Below are 17,596 nucleotides of genomic sequence, written 5' to 3' on the forward strand. Positions count from 1 at the left end.
CCATAGGACAGCAGAAGTTAGGAGAAATCACCAAAAAATAGACCTAAGAATTTCCTCAAATGCCGACGACATTTTGAATTCTCAGATCTATTTTTTATCATTATCGTTTCAGTTCGATTGATTCTGGTTACTAGTCACTATCCGTCGAGGATGGAGTGGTGGTACTACTACTAGTTGTTTCGGAACTTGAACTACTGCTTGAACTGCTAGAAGAACTGCTGGAAGAATCTTTTTCAGAACTTGATGATGCTTTCGCTGGGTCTGGTCCTTTTGAGTAAATCACATTGACGATCGTTCCTGATGTGATCGATGCACCTACTCCTGGATCTGTACGGATCACTTTGTCTTTTTCTACTGTATCTGAAAACTCATACGTTTCATGACCAATGTAGTCGGCACCGATACCAGATAAGTAACTTTGCGCATCACTTTTCGTATAACCAGAAATGTCATTCAGTGTCTTCGCATCTGGTCCTTTACTCACCACGAAACTAATAAATGTCGCATCCGTCAATGGTTCCCCAAAACTTGGTGACTGACTGATGATTGCACCGGCTGGGACCGTATCACTATAATCATTCGTTGCACTGATATTCGTATAGCCATTCGTTCTCAAAATACTAAGAACTGTTTCATAGTTTTGTCCGGTGTAATCGCTCATCGTCGGCTGACTTCCTTTACTAACAGTAAAAGTAATCGTATCTGATGTGGGATCGACTTCTGTTCCTTCATCTTCTGATTGTGAGATGATATTTCCACTAGTGACCTCATCACTAAATTCTTCTTCTTTTTTGATTCTACTTGAAGAGAAACCTAAATCCAGTAGCTGCTTGCGCGCTTCATCGTAAGACATACCCGTAAAATCATCGAGTTGGATTTTCTTCTTACCTGTACTGATATAAAGCGTGACTTCACGATTTTGTTTCACTGTTGTTCCTGAGGCTGGATCTGTTTTGACCACATTTCCTTTCTCAATCGTATCGTCAGCAATTTCTTCAGTGTTCGTTGCTACCTTTAATTTTGCTTGTGTCAAAGCTTCTCTTGCTGAAGCTTCGGATTGACCCGAAACATCGGGAACCGTTACTTCTCCTCGTCCACCTGAAGCAAATAAAATCGCTGTCCCAATTCCTAACAAAGCAAGCAAGACCAGCAAAATGATCCACCATTTTTTTCTTTTTTTAGTCTTTACATCTGGCATTGTTTCTTCGGGATCTGGTAATTCTTCCGCTGGTTTCTCTTCGGGAAGAGGCATTGACTTAAAGGAATCTGGCATCGGTGTTTCTGCCGTCAGTGGTGTCAATACTCTTGTTTCGTTGTCCATCGCCTGGGGTTGCCATTTTTCTTCGTTTGCTCGTTCTAACGACAACACCGTTGCTAGGTCATCTGCCATTTCTTCTGCCGTTTTATACCGGTCGACAGGTTCTTTGGCTGTTGCTTTCAAGACCACATTCTCCAATGACTGAGGTGCCCCTGGATCTAACTCTTTGATTGAAGGCAAGTCATCCTGAAAATGTTTCAGTGCAATGGTGACAGCTGATTCCCCATCAAAAGGAACGCTCCCTGTCAGCATTTCATATAAAATGATCCCTAACGCATAGATATCTGATTGTTTTGTCGCCATACTACCTCTTGCTTGTTCTGGTGAAAGGTAGTGAACCGAACCAAGCATCGTATTCGTTTGGGTGATCGATGTTTCCGATAAAGCAATCGCAATACCAAAATCGGTGATTTTCACAACACCTTCATTATCGATCAAGACATTTTGTGGTTTTAGATCTCGGTGGATGATTTGATGGCTATGTGCTAAAGAAATCGCAGACAAGATTTGTTGCATGATGTTTACTGCTGTTTCATAAGGAATCGGATAGTGCGTTTGGATATAACGTTTTAAATCCATTCCCTTTACATATTCCATAACTAAGTACTGCATATTATCTTCTTCACCGACATCATAAACACTGACGATATTTGGATGAACTAATTCGGTTGCCGCTAATGCTTCTCGTTGAAAACGACGGATCGCCGTTTGGTCATTTTGGAAATCAAAGCGTAGGACTTTGATTGCAACATCTCGATCTAAAATCAAGTCATGGGCTAAAAAGACATTTGCCATACCCCCACTACCGATGTTACCGGTAATTTGGTAACGACCATTTAATTTTCTTCCTGGCTCAATCATGCAACATCCTCCTTGTATTCAATAAGAAGAACGCTGATATTATCTGCTCCGCCGGCTTCATTTGCTTGATCCACTAATTGCGTTACTTTTTCTGATAATGATCCTTCTTGATTGATGATCGTACCGATCGTTTCTTCTGACAGCATATTCGTCAAACCATCCGAACATAGAAGTAAACGATCTTGGAGTTGCCAAAGATACGTTGCAACATCGACTTCTAATGATCCTGGCATGCCGACAGATCGAGTCAAGATGTTCTTACGTGGATGATTGACGGCCATTTCTTCGCTGATTTCACCAGATTTGACTAATTCATTTACTAAAGAATGGTCTTCCGTCAAGCGAATGATCCGATTGTCGCGAAGCAAATACGCACGACTATCCCCAACATTGGCAATCGTGAAACGTTCCTCTGATAGGGCAGCTGCTACGATCGTTGTTCCCATTCCGTTATATTCAAGCTGTTCTTGTCCTAATTGATGAATCGCGCGGTTTTCTTCTTGGATCGCTTGGATAAACCACTGCGCGATTTTTTCGTCATCAAGTAACGCTTGCTCTTCCCAGGCTTTCCCTAAGTTTGTGACGGCCATTTGACTAGCAATATCGCCTGCGCGGTGCCCACCCATGCCATCTGCTAAAACCGCCAGCGTGAGACCGACTTGGTTTTCAAATACACTGACATAATCTTGATTCGTATTACGTCTTCTTCCTACATCTGATTGATATTCAATCTGCATACTTTCACCTCATTACTTTTTGCGCAAACAACAAATGAAAAAGCCATCTGTATAAGATTGATGTGGATACAACGTCAACATCTTCTCCTTGATTGATGATTGTAGCACAGGATCAACTAAAACATCAATCTTCTCAAAATCAGGATGTCGTTGTAAAAACGCTGAAACAACTTCTTGATTCTCTTCTTTCAAAATCGTACAAGTACTGTAGGTCAATATTCCTGAAGGTTTAAGAGCCGTAGCTACACTTTCCAAAATAGCTAGTTGGATAGCCGGTAAATTGGCTAATTCTTTTTCATTATTTTTATAACGAATATCTGGTTTTCGGCGTAACAAGCCAAAACCGGAACATGGAGCATCTACTAAAATACGGTCAAATTGTTCTGCTTCAAACTGTTCTTTGACTTCACGTGCATCCATTTTTTGTGCGAACACTGCGTTGGCAACTCCTAAACGACGAGCGTTCTCTTCCACTAGTTTTACTTTGTGGTCATGGACATCTAGAGCCACGACTTCTCCTCCACAAGTTGGATCAAGGAACGTGGCGATATGGGTCGTTTTGCCACCAGGGGCAGCGCAGGCATCTAATACATGATGTTCTGGCTCAATCTGCATCGCTGGTGCAACAAGCATCGAGCTTTCATCTTGGATCGTCATCAAGCCATCGTGAAAAAGTGTCGTAGAGGCGAGTCTGCCTTTTTCAGCAATCACACCATATGGGCTTATTGGACTTGCTTTTACATCTAGTCCTTCTTCTTTCAATTGATCCAGTGCTTGTTCACGCGAAAGTTTACGGGTATCAATACGGCCACTCACATGACTTGGTTGATACAATGAAAGACCTAACTTTTCTGTTTCCTCGTAGCCGATTTGGTTAATCAAGCGCTGTGTCAGCCAATTCGGCAGACTTAATTTAACGGCTAAACGTTCGACTTCATCTGTGATAGTTTCCAGATCAGGTTTTCCTTGACGTAAATAATTTCTTAATACGCCATTCACAAATTTCCCTGTGCCGGGGTTGCCTTTGATTTTTGCAATTTCTACTGCTTCATTCAAAATTGCATGATCAGGTACTTTATCTAAAAATTCGAGTTGATAGACAGACAAATACAGCAAAGTTTTGACCCAGTCATCCACTTTTTTTGCATTTGCAATCAATGGCGCAACATAAAATGCAATCAAACGATGGCGACTGATTGTTCCATACACTAGTTCTGTAAACAGACCGATATCTTTTTGGTTAAGGTCGCCTTGGTTGATCATCTCATTCAATAATAGATTGGAGTATGCTCCACCTTTGTTGACACGCTCTAATGTCATCAACGCCATAAAGCGAACCGAACGTTTCATTTTTTTGGGTATTTTCGCCATTATTTCACCTGCTGTCCTACAGCGACTTGTTGTCCACTGCCATTTAGGAATTCTTGTATTAGTTGTTTTGCTTTACCGGCAGGTTGTAGTTCTTTGATCGATAATACCGTCTGTTCCCCACAAGCTACCCATAATTGTTTTTTATCTTTATGGATGATAGTTCCTGGTGTTTCAGATGTCGTCTCATCTGCCAACACATCTACTGCCCAAAGCTTCCAGCGTGTTCCTTCATAGGTTGTAAAAGCAATGGGCCATGGACGCATGCCACGAACTTGGCAGTCGATTTCTTCTGCTGTTTTTTCCCAATTGATTGCTTCTTGTTCACGTGTGATATTCGGTGAAAACGTTGCTTGGTCCTCATTTTGAGGCGTAGGCGTCAATTCGCCAGAAATGATCTTTGGTAGTGTTTCTAGCAATAACTCTTTGCCTAATAGACTAAGTTTTTCAAACATCGTACCGACATCATCTTGTTTAGTGATTGGTAGGCTTGCTTGTGAGAAAATACCACCCGCATCCATTTTTTTGATCATCTCCATGATCGTTACACCTGTCTCTTTTTCCCCGTTGATAATGGAATAATGGACTGGTGCACCACCACGATATTTTGGCAACAAAGAGGCATGAACATTGATTGCTCCATGTGTTGGAACTTGCAATAGTTTCTCCGGCAAGAATTGACCAAACGCAGCTGTTACCAGCACATCTGGTTGCAAATCAATGATTGTTTGCATTTCTGGAGAACCCGTGATTTTTTCTGGCTGTAGCACAAGAAGATCGTGCTTCAAAGCCGCTACTTTCACAGGTGTCGGGGTAATGATTTTTTTTCTTCCCACTGGTCGATCAGGTTGTGTCACGACAGCGACGATCTCATACCCTTGGTCGATCAGCCCTTCTAGTACAGGAACTGAAAATGCTGGGGTTCCCATAAATACGATTTTAGTCATCTAAATGTTCCTCCATGTATTCTTCGAGTTTTTCTTCGGGGATTTGTTCGATCATTTTATCGATAAATAAAATCCCATCTAAGTGATCGATCTCATGTTGAAAGGCGCGTGCAAGATAACCAAACGCAGTGACTTCGATTTCCTCTCCGTCACGATCATAATATCGAACCGTTACTTCATCTGCACGTTTGACTGTACCGTAGACATGCGGAATACTTAAGCAACCTTCCACATCGATACTTTCTCCTTTTGCCTCGATAATCTCAGGATTGATGAGTTCAAACTTATCCCCTTCATCGACTTCAACAATAGCGATTCGCTGATTTTTGCCGACTTGCGGCGCGGCGATGCCGACTCCGTCATTTGCCACCATTGTTTCATACAAGTTATCTAACAAGACGATTGTCTCATCAGTGATCATATCGATTGGTTGGGCTTTTCGATTCAATTTTTTATTTGGGTGGATCATTATTGGATAACTCATAGTGTTTCCTTTCTTAAATAAAATGTAGCGGCTCATTGTCGATCGCAACAAATAGATTTTGTCGCTGTTCTTTTTGACTTTGATCCAAAATTTCTTTCAGGACATTAGGCAGTTCTGGTTCATGTTTATATTTGATGATCAGCTGATAGTAATAGCGATTTTTCACACGTAAAACGGTGCTAGGTACCGGACCTAACAGAAGGCTGTTCGTTCCTAATACTTGCTTTAATTGACTGGCGATCTGAAAGATTTTTTTGGCTGCGACTTGTTCTTCTGGATGACTCGTCGTGATTTTCACAGTGAAGTAATAAGGCGGATAGCCTCCACGATGGCGTACATTCATTTCTTGTTGATAAAAGCGTTCATAATTTTGTTCCTTTGCTAAAGTTACCGCATAGTGATTCGGATTAAATGTTTGGATCACAACTTCCCCAGCTTTTTCGGCTCTTCCTGCCCTTCCGGAGACTTGTGTCAATAGTTGGAAGGTATGTTCACTAGAACGAAAATCTGGCAGGTTCAACGATGTGTCTGCATTTAGAACGCCGACTAAGGTCACATCAGGAAAATCTAACCCTTTTGCGATCATCTGCGTTCCTAATAGAATATCCGCTTGTTTGTCCCCAAATTTTTGTAAGATTCGTTCATGCGCGCCTTTTTTTCTTGTGGTATCCACATCCATCCGCAAGATTCTTGCTTGAGGATAAAGTGCTTTTAGCTCTTCTTCCACTTTTTGTGTTCCCGTTCCATAATACCGGATTTTGTTTTCTCCACAATTTGGACAACGATGCGGGATCGCTTCTTCATGTCCACAATAATGGCAACGCATCGAGCGAGAATCCATATGGAGAGTCAAAGAGATATCGCAATTTGGGCAAGGCAAGACAAAGCCGCAATCTCGGCACATCACAAAGGAAGAATACCCTCGTCGATTCAATAGAAGAACTGTTTGTTCTTTTTTTTCTAATCGATCTTGGATTTTTTCTTGTAATAATTGAGAGAACGTCGATGCTTGATTCTTTTCGAATTCTTCACGCATATCGACGACTTCGATCTCAGGTAATTGCGCACTCATTTTCGCACGCTGACTCAAGTGCAACATGCGATAGACACCTTTTTGTGCACGGGCTCTTGATTCGAGGGAAGGTGTCGCGCTCCCCAAAACGATCGGGCAATGATGGTAATTCCCACGCCATATAGCTAAATCTCTGGCATGGTAACGCGGGGTTTCATCTTGCTTATAGCTTGATTCATGCTCTTCATCAATGATGATCAAACCAATGTTGTCTAGTGGGGCAAAGATCGCTGAACGTGCACCGACGACGACTTGCGCTTCATTGCGCTCGATTTTACGCCATTCATCATATTTCTCACCTTGAGACAAGCCACTATGTAAAACTGCGACGGATTCTCCAAAGCGCCCTTTAAATCGTTCGACCATCTGAGGGGTCAATGCAATTTCAGGGACCAACATGATCGCTGTCTTCTTCTCTGCCAAGACATCCGCAATGGCTTGAAGGTAGACTTCCGTTTTCCCACTACCAGTAATTCCTTCAAGTAAAAAGGTGTCATTCTTTTCCTGATGACAGGCTTCAATGATCTGCTGAACCGCCGATTGTTGTTCTTCATTCAATTGTAAGGCAGTCGTTCGTTCAAATATCCGATCTTTATAAGGGTCGCGATAACTTTCGACTTCTTCGATACGCAACCAACCTTTATCTCTACCTTGATTCAATACGGCAGAACTGACTCCTTTTTCTTTGAAATAAGCAATAGGCATCGGGTTTTCCATTTCTGACAAATAAAGAAGTAATTCTTTTTGTTTTTTCGCATTTTGTCTCAGGGTGCCCCAAGCTTCATCGAGTTGTGCTTTTGACAAAAGAGAGTGAACGACACGGATCGTTTTCACTTTGTTTTTTGTATGGACTTCGTAACGGATATCAACTAGCTTGTTTTTACGCCAACGGATCAATTGCGGTAAGATCCCAGTTTCTTCCGCTTCCTTCCAAGAAATCTCTTGTCTACCTGCGAAAAATGCAACGACTTCTGGTTCATCGGTCACTGGGTAAATGAGCTTATCGTATTCTGCTTTCATGACACTTGGGAGCATCGTTTGTAAACAGGTGATCTTAAAAGCATAAGTAATGGTTTTCATATAGTCTGCTAACCTCATCAACTCTTGATTGACAACAGGTGCCAAGTCAAGTAATTGAAGGATCGGCTTTAATTCTTTTTTAAGAGGTTGCTCGTTGGCTGTCAACGCCATCACAAAGCCTTGGACTTGGCGATTGCCGTTTCCAAATGGTATCGCTACACGCATACCGACTTGGATAGCCGCTTCCATTTCAGAAGGAACCAAGTAGGTGAATGCTTGATCGGTTTGCATAGTTGGTACATCGACAATCACATCCGCAATAACAGTCATGGACTCCTTCTCCTTTCTTCATCTTGGTTTTAAACACAAAATGGCTCTTGCCTATTTTACTAGAGATTCCTTGTTTTGTCTTACTTTCTGCCAAATCCTAACAAAAAATTAACGCAGGAAAAAAAAGAGCCTAGGAACATTTCCCAAGCTCAAATCTTTCGCTATCCATAAGCTGAATAGTGAGTTGATCTTATAGTTTTTGCTCGTCACGAATACGCGACTCTAATTCTTGTTGTGCACGGTCTTTTTGCGCACGACGTTCTTCGTCTTCCATACGTAGACGTTCACGTTTTAATTCAGGATGTGGATCACTGATCACATTTCCTGCTTCGATTTCTTCTAAAGCTTGTCCAACACTTTTGACAGAATCAAATGAATCCATTGTTGGTTGTGCTTTTGCGTCTAATTCATGTGCACGTTTACTTGCTAAGATCACTAGAGAATATTTTGAATTCACGCGATCTAATAATGAGTCGATTGAAGGCTTTAACATCATAAGACTACATCTCCTTTAACATTTTGATATATTTTCCGATGACACGATCGACACGGAAATGTTCACTTGCAATAATATCTTTGATTCGGTTGACCGCTAATGGAACTTCATCATTAACAACAGCATAGTCATACAGTGCCATCATCTCGATTTCTTCCTTAGCGACTTTCATTCGTTCTTCGATTACTTCATCTGCATCTGTCCCACGCCCAACGATTCGTGATTTCAATTCAGCTAAATCTGGGGGCGTCAGGAAAATAAATACGCCGTCAGGTACTTTTTCTTTTACTTGTTGTGCACCTTGGACTTCAATTTCAAGAAAAACGTCTTTTCCTTCGTCTAAGGTTTTGTTGACATACGATAGTGGTGTACCATAATAATTCCCGACATATTCTGCATATTCCAACATTTCGCCTTCAGCGATCATTTGTTCAAATTCTTCGCGGCTTCGGAAATAGTAGTCGACTCCTTCAACTTCTCCTTCACGCATCTTGCGTGTCGTCATCGAAATCGAATATTGGAAATCATTATCCTCACTCTCAAAAATTGCTTTTCGCACTGTGCCTTTTCCCACACCCGATGGACCAGACAACACGATTAATAATCCACGCTCTGACATGACGACGTCCTTTCAACTAGTCTTTTTTATACTATTGCTTATTTTGCACTTTTTTCTTGCAACTTTCAAGGCTATTTTTTTATTATAGCTAGAAAACCTAGAAAAAGCTAGTCTACTTCCCACTAAAGAGTCCGAGACAAAAGTAAAATTTACTTTTGTTGTATACCTAAAAAACGAATAAACGGCGGGAACAGGAATAACCTCTTTGGAAATAAGACGGAATCCTGCCTAACGGATAGGTCATCGATCAGACAGGCTGGACACTTATTCAATATTTTGGATTTGCTCACGGATTTTTTCTAAAATCGTTTTAGACTGAACGACATGGTTTTTGATTTCGATCGCGCTTGATTTTGAGCCGATCGTATTGATTTCGCGATTCATCTCTTGTAAAAGGAAATCTAGTTCTCTACCGATGGGATAATCTGCTTCAAGTAGCTCTTCCAATTTCTGCGTATGGATGATTAAACGGTCGATTTCTTCATGGATATCGCCACGCTCTAAAAGAATCGCTATTTCGGTCAATAAACGATCTCGCTCAACTTCTGCACCAAGAAAAGCTTCTAATTTTTCTTGGTATCTCGTCTGAAATTCTTGCTCGTAAATCTCGACAAAGCTAGCTAATCCAGCAATATTTTGTTTTAATTCTGCGGCTTGTTGAAGTAAAACGTTCGCCAAGGCTTGGCCTTCTATACTCCGACTTTCTTCGATTGAACGAAGTGCCGTTTGCATCGTTTCTTTCGCTAATTGTGCAAGTAATTCTTGATCCTCTTCCGTTGCTTCAGCAATTGTCACAAACTCTTCGTTTAGTGCAAAACGTTCGATCAGTTTACCGATCGACAATGCGTTCGCTTCGCCATACCTTTCTTTAATACCGGTAGTCATCTGTGTATAGAGCGTATCGATCAGTTGCCAATTGATCGTCACTTTTTTATCTTGTTCACCTAAATATGTTAGGTTGATAAAGACATCGACACGCCCTCGACTTAACTTCGTTTTGATCAATTGTCTCAGTTCATTCTCAACAAAGCCTAATACTTTAGGGCTACGTATCTGGATATCTAAAAACCGTTGATTGACGCTTTTGATCTCGATTTCAAGTTGATAGTTCTTTTTTTCGCGGATGGCATTGCCAAAGCCAGTCATGCTCTTCATGCGACAGAGTCCTTTCTTTTACATATTTTTAATTGCTTTTTGTAACTCTTCAAACTCTTCGTTCGTTAATGTTAGTCCCTTACCCATTTTTTCATGGTCCGGTGCCCAATCCCGCAAGTCAAATTTCGGTGGTCTACCATTCCAACTCACTAAGTTCAATTCTTTGCGCCATCCTTTATTGTTTTCAGATAATACTGCAATTTCTTCTACGATCTCATATGAGAATTCTTGTGCCATTTTTGTTCCTCCTTTAGATGATAAAGATAGAGATACATCAGAGTTTCTACTGTATCTGCATTGAGTTGTCGTTGTAAGCGATCACGCTTTTTTTCTTTCACGTATTGGTAGATCGCGTGTTCCTTCATTACGTGTATTTTAGCATTTCGCTCCAGTTTTCGAAACTTCAACCATTCGCTGGCGTTTAATTGACCGACCTTTTTTAAAAATGCTTCATCGATTTTACTTTCTTGGCAAATGATTGGTAACATTTCTTCGACGGTATACACTTTATTCGGTAAGATCAATTTTTGTTTCGCTAGTAGCTCAAGCATCGCCAATCCGCATGTTTCACTTGTGACCCTGTCTTTATATACATTACGCAAGTCCCGCCAGAATTTTTCTTTGTAAAAAAAGGATACGTCTAAATCAAGTGTTTCGACTAAGAAACGTAAGAAACGTCGCCAATAACGTTCAGCTGGCTTTGCGGTTTCAAACGTATACCAGTTTCCTTGATAGATCCCTAAACATTTTTTAGCCTCTAAATAACCTAATTGGATATTCAATTGGTTTCTTTGTCGCTCAAAAACTAAGAAACCACCTAAAGACCAGTTTGAACAACATTTCCAGGTCACCAAAGCATCAGGTTCCTTGTATTTTTTGGCTACACCAGGTCCTTGGACATCGACAATCAAGACTTCGGTTGCACCTTGTTGGATAGCAACATCTACTGGCACGTTATTTCGATAGCCACCATCAACATATTTTGATCCATCGATCTGGCGATAAGCCATGGCAGGATAAAAAGAAGCAGAGGCGAGGATCCAATCGGCGATCTCTGTTGGTTCTAATGCTTGCATCTTTGTAACTGTTTCTTGAAATTCTGGGATTTTAGTTGCGATTGTATAGAGTTGCGGTTTTTCTGTACATTTGATTTTTTCTGCATCTAGGTATTGCTCTAGTAACGCTTCCAACGGTGCAATCGAGGTTCCTCCTTCGACTACTGCACGACGTGTCATCAAGCTGGCTTCTTGGATATAACGTTGCCTCAAATCTTCTGATAAGGCAACCTCTGGTAAAGCCAATACTTGATTGGTTGATAGTTCCTGCCATAACTCAATGGCTTGTGCTAGTTGATCCTGAACGACTAAAGCCCCATTTAGCGCACCTACAGAAGTGCCAGTAACGAGTGAAATCTCTAGATTTTCTTCTTTCAATGCTTTCCAAACACCTATTTGATAAGCTCCATGCGCCCCGCCCCCACCTAAGACAAGCCCTGTATGATAGGAAAGTTCCTTCTCAAACGATTGCGTTCCCGAATAACCACTTCGGTGGAAAAGGTCGACCATGTTGGGTGAGATCGAATGATCAAAGCGGACGAGTCCGTATTTTTTGAAAAAATAACGACCCGTACTTTCTAACAATAGGAAAATATCGGACCACTGCCAATATTCTTCTTCAATCAACACGTTGGTATAGATCATTTTTTCATTCGTTATTTCTGCAGTAAAGTAAATGTTCAGCCTTTTCGATACGATCTTCCATGCCTGTTGTTTTTTTGCCTGTTGCCAAAAATGTTGCCGGCTTTCTTGATGTGTAGTAAAAAAACTAAAAACTTGTTTTGCTTGCTGCACTCGATTCTGCTGATAACGTTCCGACCAATAGACTTTTTGAACTTTCATAGACACCTCGTATTCTCTTTTTCTTTTATTATATCAGTAATCAGAAAAAAAGGGCGGGGTGAATAGTTATCCGATTCCAGTGTTATATATATATAAATTTTTACTCTATGTTCATCTTTTATTCATAAAAAAAAGTTGCTTTGTAATCGAATTTTAAAATAAAAGAAACAAGCTTTTTTTCAGTAAATGTTGTAAAATGAAAGGGATGAGATACAGGGGAGGAGGAGCATGATGAGTGATTCAGTATATGTACATATCGATACAACTAGTAACGCCGTTTTGACCAAAGGGCTGACTATCAATGATTTTTCAAATAGCATCGTGCATTTCCCTCAAAATCTACTTTTGTTGGACCCTTCCGCATCTGCTGGAGAATATGAATCACACACAGGCTTGAAGGTCATTCGTGGAACTGAGAATATCCAAAGATTTTTCCAAACCGTTCGTAGCCGTAACAATAATACGGATCTTAAATGGATCGATTTTACTGATTTGACGATGTTAAAAGAATTAAGTCCTTTAGAAATCTCAGAGTTGCTTTATTTTGGTCATATGAAAACACATCTCCATTCACCTTTTTTCTATAAATTACAAAATAACTTTGTTTATTTTGATTTGAGCGATCATCTAGGTAGAACCTATTATCGTTATTTAGATGAATTTTATCGGATTTTTGCCAACAAATTAAGCACGATCTTGGCGGGGAAAATCAACGAAAAAAAATCATTCTTTCGAAAAGAGATCCCCGTTGAAAAAATCAGTGTGGAGATACTGAAAAAGATGCGTAATTTGATGCAAGAAGGAATCATTTTTTCGTTTGATCAAGCAGGTTTGGTCGATGACAAGTATGAGATCCCGATTTATGTCATTGAAGATTACGTTTGGAAATTAAAAGGGACACGTTACTTGGAAGAAAAACCGGTAGCTGTTCTCGTCTATCATGCCACTCAACAACGTTGGCAACTAGACGGCAACGTTTCTGATTTTGTCTACAACACATTTGTATAATGACATTCAACTCCACTAAAAAAGCGTAAAGGTAGCTACCTTTACGCCTTTTTTTAATTTTTGCTTTTACGTACTTGCAATCCTTCTCCTTCAAATAAAGAAGGAACGGTCTGTTCAATACCTAGTAGGACAATAGTTGTTACAATCCCAGTAGCTAACCCACTAGCGCCATTCATGACTAAGGAGAACAACCATGGATTCATCCCCCATAGTGCGAAACTTCCCCAAAAAGCAACCCCAGCGACAAAATGCCAGAAATATCTGGCAGTCACACCAACGAATGTCGCTAAAATGATCGTTGAGGCCATTTTCTTACGATTGCCTTGCAGATAACTCTGCTGCATTCTTTGCGAAAAAATCCCTGCAACGCCAGCAAACGTGAACGCGATCGGATACTCGATCAATACTTGGATGACACTCAAATAATAGACAGTTCCCATGGGAAAATGAAGGATTCCCCACAGAAAGGCCGATCCCATACCAGCTTTCCAACCCCTTCTCAAGGCAAATAAAGTTAAAGGGATTTGTCCGAGCGAGATTGCAAAACTACTACCGATTTGTAGAGGAATCATCGACAATACTAAAGATAATGCTGCGACGATCGTTCCCTCGATCCAGACACGATGATTCTTATTCATAAAAAAGCTTCCTCCTTTATAATTGGACATCACAAAGGAGGAAGCAAGTTTGTTTTTTTACAAACAGCTTCGTGCTTTCACACTAGCTATTCATTCACAATTCCTACGCTCGCATAACCGAAACAGGTACGAAGGGTTTAGAATATATTCAGTCTCAGCCCAAAATGGACTCCCCTTTGTGATTGTAATTATTTAGTTTTTGTTTTCCTTTATCTTTTTGTTTCAAATAAAGGACTAACTGGTTTGTTTTCATGGATACGTTTGATTGCGTCACCCATCAAACCACCAACGCTTACTTCGTCAATCTTATCAATTTTGCGATCTTCTGGCAAATAGATTGAATCCGTTACGACTAAGCGCTCGATTGCAGAGTCTTCGATTCTTTGTAAAGCAGGTCCTGACAGTACAGGATGTGTACATGAAGCATAAACGCTCACTGCTCCAGCTTCTTTCAACGCATTGGCAGCCAATGTGATCGTTCCAGCTGTATCGATCATGTCATCGATCAAGACACACGTTTTGCCTTCTACTTGACCAATAATATTCATCACTTCTGCCACGTTTGCTTTTGGACGGCGTTTATCAATGATTGCAATTGGTGCTTTTAAAAATTCAGCCAATTTGCGTGCACGAGTAACACCACCATGGTCAGGTGAAACAACGACAACATCATCGCCTTGAATCCCTTTTTCTAAGAAGTAATTCGCAATCAGTGGTGCGCCCATCAAATGGTCGACCGGAATATCAAAGAAACCTTGGATTTGGACTGCGTGCAAGTCAAGTGTCAACATTCTTGTTGCTCCAGCTTTTTGGATCATATTTGCCACTAATTTTGCAGTGATTGGTTCACGCGCGCGCGCTTTACGGTCTTGACGTGCGTAGCCGTAATACGGCATTACAACGTTGATCGTTTTGGCACTTGCACGCTTCAATGCATCGATCATGATCAACAGTTCCATCAGGTTATCATTTACCGGACTACTTGTTGATTGAATAACATATACGTGTGAACCACGGATACTTTCTTCGATATTGACTTGGATCTCACCATCACTAAATTGAGTGACGGATGATTTTCCTAATTCAACCCCAACAGCTGCAGCAATTTTTTCTGCCAATGGACGATTTGAGTTTAATGCAAATATTTTTAATCTTGGATCAAAGTAATGTTTGGACATGAGGACCTCCGCTTTCTTTTTCACAACTCTACTACCTAATAAATACTAGTCATATTTGCCGAATAAATCAAGTGATTTTGCAAAAAGTATCATTTTGAATATGGGAGTTTCTTCGCGTATCCTTCTTTATTGACTTGTCTAGCGCGTGCGATTGCCATCGCATGTTCAGGAACATCGTTAGTGATCGTCGAACCAGCAGCGATACATGTATTCTCTGCCACTTCCACTGGCGCCACAAGATTCGCATTTGACCCAATAAAACTATGGTCACCGACTGTTGTATGATGTTTTGCTTTTCCATCATAATTGACAAAGACGACACCACACCCCACATTGATTTCTTCACCTAGTGTGGCATCCCCGACATACGTCAAGTGTCCAACTTTTGTATTTTTGCCTATTTTCGCATTTTTCACTTCTACAAAGTTGCCGATATGGACGCCTTCTGCAATTTCTGCTTTTGGACGCAAATGGGCATACGGTCCTACATCTGCTTTACTTTTGACCACACTGTGTTCGATCACTGAGTTTTCAATGACTACTTGGTCACCGATCTTGCTGTCAACAATACGTGAATGTGCACCGATAAAACAATCTTCGCCAATTTCTGTTTCCCCTTGGATCTGAACGCCCGCTTCGATCACTGTATCTGAACCAATCACAACATCTGCATCAATATACGTAGTTGCAGGATCAACAAAGCTAACGCCATTGACCATATGTTTTTTGTTGATTCTTTGGCGCATCAACTCGTTTGCTTTTGCTAGTGCCATACGATCATTGACACCCATACACTCATCGAAATCTTCCGTCTGATACGCAGCAACTGGATTTCCAGCATCTTTCAGGATCTCAACGATGTCTGTTAAATAATACTCGCCTTGTGCATTGTCGGTTCCTACTTTATCCAATGCTTCAAATAACGCTTTGTTATCGAAACAGTAAGTTCCTGTATTGATTTCTTGAACTAACGCTTCTTCTGGAGAAGCATCTTTTTGCTCAACGATTTTTTCAACGATTCCTACATGGTCACGAATGATTCTGCCATAACCTGTCGGATCTTCTGCTTGTGCAGTCAAAATCGTGGCACTTGCATTTTTCCCTTGATGGTATTCAAACAAGTTGTTCAACGTCTCAGTTGTCAACAAAGGGGTGTCACCACTAATGACTAACGTTGTGCCTTCCTTGCCTGCTAAAAATGAGGCTGCTTGTAGTACCGCATGACCCGTCCCAAGTTGTTCAGCTTGTAACGCATACTCGCTGCGCTCGCCTAACTGAGCTTTGACTTTCTCTGCACCGTGACCAACGATCGTCACGATTTGATCAGGGTTTGTCTCACTTACACGGTTGATGATATGTTCGACCATCGGTTTTCCAGAAACAGGGTGTAGGACCTTGTATAGTTTTGATTTCATGCGAGTACCTTTACCCGCGGCTAATATGATTGCATAACGTGCATCCAAATATGTCACTCCTAAATTACGATTTATTATTTTTAGTTTAGCCCAGTCGCTCTTTTTTTTCAACTAAACGTTCATTTTAGCAACCAGGACGCAAAAAAAGAAGAGACATCATCCATCGCCTCTTCTTTTTCCATAGCACCGCTATGTTCGTTGTTTTATTCTTCGAAATAGTTACCTGGTACTACAGTGATATTTTTCGTTTTTGTATCCACATCTTTGACGTAAAGTAGTGACGTGTAGTCATTGATTGCGCGATGTCCGTTGAATTTTGATTCCGCAAACACAGTGATACCGACAAGCTCAGATTCAAATTCTTCAATCAAGCTCTTCATTCCGTTCACTGTTCCGCCGCCTTTCATAAAGTCATCGACGACAAGCACGCGAGAACCACGTTTCAAACTTCTTTTTGATAGTTCCATTTTTTCGATCCGTTCCGATGAACCTGAAACATAGTTCACACTCACTGTAGAACCTTCTGTGATCTTAGAGTCACGACGAACGATGACAAACGGTGCGTTCAAGTAATAGGAAACGGCTTGAGCGATTGGCACCCCTTTTGTGGCTACAGTCATTACAGCATCGATTTTTTCTCCTAAATATTTTGAGGCAATGATTTTCCCTACTTGACGTAATAGCTCAGGTTCTCCTAATAGATCAGATAAGTAAACATAGCCTCCAGGGAGTAAACGGTCTTGTTCAGACAAGCGCTCAGCTAGCGATTCAACATATTTCTTTGCTTCTTCGTAGGAAATCTCCGGAATGAATAGAACACCTCCGGCTGCACCAGGGATTGTTTCAAGCGTTCCGTAACCTCTTTCTTTAAATGTTTTTTTGATGATCCCCAAATCTTCACTGATCGAAGATTTAGCAGATTCATAACGTTCGGCAAAGCTTGTTAATGAAATCAATTCATGCGGATGATCTAATAAATACTGTGTCATATCGACAAGACGCTCACTGCGACGTACTTTCAAAAATTCCAGCTCCTTTTTCCAACAAATTTT

General features: G+C 40.9%; 16 protein-coding genes and 1 riboswitch. Of the genes, 1 reads left to right on the forward strand and 15 read right to left on the reverse strand.

The genetic code is table 11. The features are described 5' to 3' along the window. Positions 1 to 130 precede the first annotated feature (130 nt). From pknB to EM4838_RS13360, 11 genes are all read right to left on the reverse strand, one after another. Entirely contained in the window at positions 131 to 2,179 is a 2,049-nt protein-coding gene (gene pknB, locus EM4838_RS13310) for a Stk1 family PASTA domain-containing Ser/Thr kinase (RefSeq protein WP_071866548.1), read from the reverse strand. After that, the gene (locus EM4838_RS13315; protein WP_010734102.1) at positions 2,176 to 2,916 is read right to left on the reverse strand and encodes a Stp1/IreP family PP2C-type Ser/Thr phosphatase; all 741 of its coding nucleotides are present in this window, start codon (positions 2,914 to 2,916) and stop codon (positions 2,176 to 2,178) included. Before EM4838_RS13315 ends, pknB begins: the two co-directional genes overlap by 4 nt. 12 nt (positions 2,917 to 2,928) lie before the next feature. After that, the gene (gene rsmB / locus EM4838_RS13320) at positions 2,929 to 4,287 is read right to left on the reverse strand and encodes a 16S rRNA (cytosine(967)-C(5))-methyltransferase RsmB (RefSeq protein ID WP_071866547.1); all 1,359 of its coding nucleotides are present in this window, start codon (positions 4,285 to 4,287) and stop codon (positions 2,929 to 2,931) included. After that, positions 4,287 to 5,231 carry a methionyl-tRNA formyltransferase gene (gene fmt, locus EM4838_RS13325; RefSeq protein ID WP_010734100.1) on the reverse strand — a complete coding sequence of 315 codons (945 nt, stop codon included), beginning with the start codon at positions 5,229 to 5,231 and terminating at the stop codon, positions 4,287 to 4,289. Before fmt ends, rsmB begins: the two co-directional genes overlap by 1 nt. Then, complete coding sequence (gene def, locus EM4838_RS13330; RefSeq protein WP_071866546.1) at positions 5,224 to 5,715, reverse strand: peptide deformylase; 492 nt, start codon at positions 5,713 to 5,715, stop codon at positions 5,224 to 5,226. The genes fmt and def overlap by 8 nt, the downstream gene beginning before the upstream one ends. A gap of 13 nt (positions 5,716 to 5,728) precedes the next feature. Next, on the reverse strand, positions 5,729 to 8,137 hold the full coding sequence (gene priA / locus EM4838_RS13335; RefSeq protein WP_071866545.1) for a primosomal protein N': 2,409 nt from the start codon (positions 8,135 to 8,137) through the stop codon (positions 5,729 to 5,731). 190 nt (positions 8,138 to 8,327) lie between these two features. After that, complete coding sequence (gene rpoZ, locus EM4838_RS13340; protein ID WP_010734097.1) at positions 8,328 to 8,633, reverse strand: DNA-directed RNA polymerase subunit omega; 306 nt, start codon at positions 8,631 to 8,633, stop codon at positions 8,328 to 8,330. 4 nt (positions 8,634 to 8,637) lie between these two features. Then, complete coding sequence (gene gmk / locus EM4838_RS13345; protein WP_034688579.1) at positions 8,638 to 9,252, reverse strand: guanylate kinase; 615 nt, start codon at positions 9,250 to 9,252, stop codon at positions 8,638 to 8,640. A gap of 264 nt (positions 9,253 to 9,516) precedes the next feature. Next, positions 9,517 to 10,407, reverse strand: coding sequence for a YicC/YloC family endoribonuclease (locus EM4838_RS13350; protein ID WP_071866544.1), 891 nt, complete (start codon positions 10,405 to 10,407; stop codon positions 9,517 to 9,519). Between the two features lie 18 nt (positions 10,408 to 10,425). After that, positions 10,426 to 10,644 carry a YdbC family protein gene (locus EM4838_RS13355; RefSeq protein ID WP_019722353.1) on the reverse strand — a complete coding sequence of 73 codons (219 nt, stop codon included), beginning with the start codon at positions 10,642 to 10,644 and terminating at the stop codon, positions 10,426 to 10,428. After that, on the reverse strand, positions 10,614 to 12,305 hold the full coding sequence (locus tag EM4838_RS13360; RefSeq protein WP_071866543.1) for a patatin-like phospholipase family protein: 1,692 nt from the start codon (positions 12,303 to 12,305) through the stop codon (positions 10,614 to 10,616). Before EM4838_RS13360 ends, EM4838_RS13355 begins: the two co-directional genes overlap by 31 nt. 231 nt (positions 12,306 to 12,536) lie before the next feature. Here EM4838_RS13360 and EM4838_RS13365 point away from each other — a divergent pair, with 231 nt between their 5' ends. Continuing rightward, positions 12,537 to 13,313 carry a hypothetical protein gene (locus tag EM4838_RS13365; RefSeq protein WP_071866542.1) on the forward strand — a complete coding sequence of 259 codons (777 nt, stop codon included), beginning with the start codon at positions 12,537 to 12,539 and terminating at the stop codon, positions 13,311 to 13,313. Positions 13,314 to 13,366: 53 nt separating this feature from the next. Here EM4838_RS13365 and thiT read toward each other — a convergent pair whose 3' ends face one another. The 4 genes from thiT to purR form a co-directional block, all read right to left on the reverse strand. Continuing rightward, positions 13,367 to 13,951: an energy-coupled thiamine transporter ThiT gene (thiT, locus tag EM4838_RS13370; protein ID WP_071866541.1), complete on the reverse strand. Its 585-nt coding sequence runs from the start codon at positions 13,949 to 13,951 to the stop codon at positions 13,367 to 13,369. An 83-nt stretch (positions 13,952 to 14,034) separates the two neighbouring features. Further along, a riboswitch (TPP riboswitch) is annotated at positions 14,035 to 14,137 on the reverse strand. A gap of 23 nt (positions 14,138 to 14,160) precedes the next feature. Next, complete coding sequence (locus EM4838_RS13375; RefSeq protein ID WP_019722356.1) at positions 14,161 to 15,129, reverse strand: ribose-phosphate diphosphokinase; 969 nt, start codon at positions 15,127 to 15,129, stop codon at positions 14,161 to 14,163. Positions 15,130 to 15,218: 89 nt separating this feature from the next. Continuing rightward, positions 15,219 to 16,592 (reverse strand): bifunctional UDP-N-acetylglucosamine diphosphorylase/glucosamine-1-phosphate N-acetyltransferase GlmU, encoded by a 1,374-nt coding sequence (glmU, locus tag EM4838_RS13380; RefSeq protein ID WP_071866540.1) that lies wholly within the window; start codon positions 16,590 to 16,592, stop codon positions 15,219 to 15,221. A 155-nt stretch (positions 16,593 to 16,747) separates the two neighbouring features. Continuing rightward, the gene (purR, locus tag EM4838_RS13385) at positions 16,748 to 17,566 is read right to left on the reverse strand and encodes a pur operon repressor (RefSeq protein ID WP_010734088.1); all 819 of its coding nucleotides are present in this window, start codon (positions 17,564 to 17,566) and stop codon (positions 16,748 to 16,750) included. Positions 17,567 to 17,596 lie beyond the last annotated feature (30 nt).

Origin of the sequence: Enterococcus mundtii, assembly GCF_002813755.1 — a bacterium.
Taxonomy (GTDB): domain Bacteria; phylum Bacillota; class Bacilli; order Lactobacillales; family Enterococcaceae; genus Enterococcus_B; species Enterococcus_B mundtii.

What these genes read in the sequence shown, in the direction of transcription:
- pknB (WP_071866548.1), bottom strand. Translation starts at nt 2,179, where the DNA reads ATGATTGAGCCAGGAAGAAAATTAAATGGTCGTTACCAAATTACCGGT.
- EM4838_RS13315 (WP_010734102.1), bottom strand. Translation starts at nt 2,916, where the DNA reads ATGCAGATTGAATATCAATCAGATGTAGGAAGAAGACGTAATACGAAT.
- rsmB (WP_071866547.1), bottom strand. Translation starts at nt 4,287, where the DNA reads ATGGCGAAAATACCCAAAAAAATGAAACGTTCGGTTCGCTTTATGGCG.
- fmt (WP_010734100.1), bottom strand. Translation starts at nt 5,231, where the DNA reads ATGACTAAAATCGTATTTATGGGAACCCCAGCATTTTCAGTTCCTGTA.
- def (WP_071866546.1), bottom strand. Translation starts at nt 5,715, where the DNA reads ATGAGTTATCCAATAATGATCCACCCAAATAAAAAATTGAATCGAAAA.
- priA (WP_071866545.1), bottom strand. Translation starts at nt 8,137, where the DNA reads ATGACTGTTATTGCGGATGTGATTGTCGATGTACCAACTATGCAAACC.
- rpoZ (WP_010734097.1), bottom strand. Translation starts at nt 8,633, where the DNA reads ATGATGTTAAAGCCTTCAATCGACTCATTATTAGATCGCGTGAATTCA.
- gmk (WP_034688579.1), bottom strand. Translation starts at nt 9,252, where the DNA reads ATGTCAGAGCGTGGATTATTAATCGTGTTGTCTGGTCCATCGGGTGTG.
- EM4838_RS13350 (WP_071866544.1), bottom strand. Translation starts at nt 10,407, where the DNA reads ATGAAGAGCATGACTGGCTTTGGCAATGCCATCCGCGAAAAAAAGAAC.
- EM4838_RS13355 (WP_019722353.1), bottom strand. Translation starts at nt 10,644, where the DNA reads ATGGCACAAGAATTCTCATATGAGATCGTAGAAGAAATTGCAGTATTA.
- EM4838_RS13360 (WP_071866543.1), bottom strand. Translation starts at nt 12,305, where the DNA reads ATGAAAGTTCAAAAAGTCTATTGGTCGGAACGTTATCAGCAGAATCGA.
- EM4838_RS13365 (WP_071866542.1), top strand. Translation starts at nt 12,537, where the DNA reads ATGAGTGATTCAGTATATGTACATATCGATACAACTAGTAACGCCGTT.
- thiT (WP_071866541.1), bottom strand. Translation starts at nt 13,951, where the DNA reads ATGAATAAGAATCATCGTGTCTGGATCGAGGGAACGATCGTCGCAGCA.
- EM4838_RS13375 (WP_019722356.1), bottom strand. Translation starts at nt 15,129, where the DNA reads ATGTCCAAACATTACTTTGATCCAAGATTAAAAATATTTGCATTAAAC.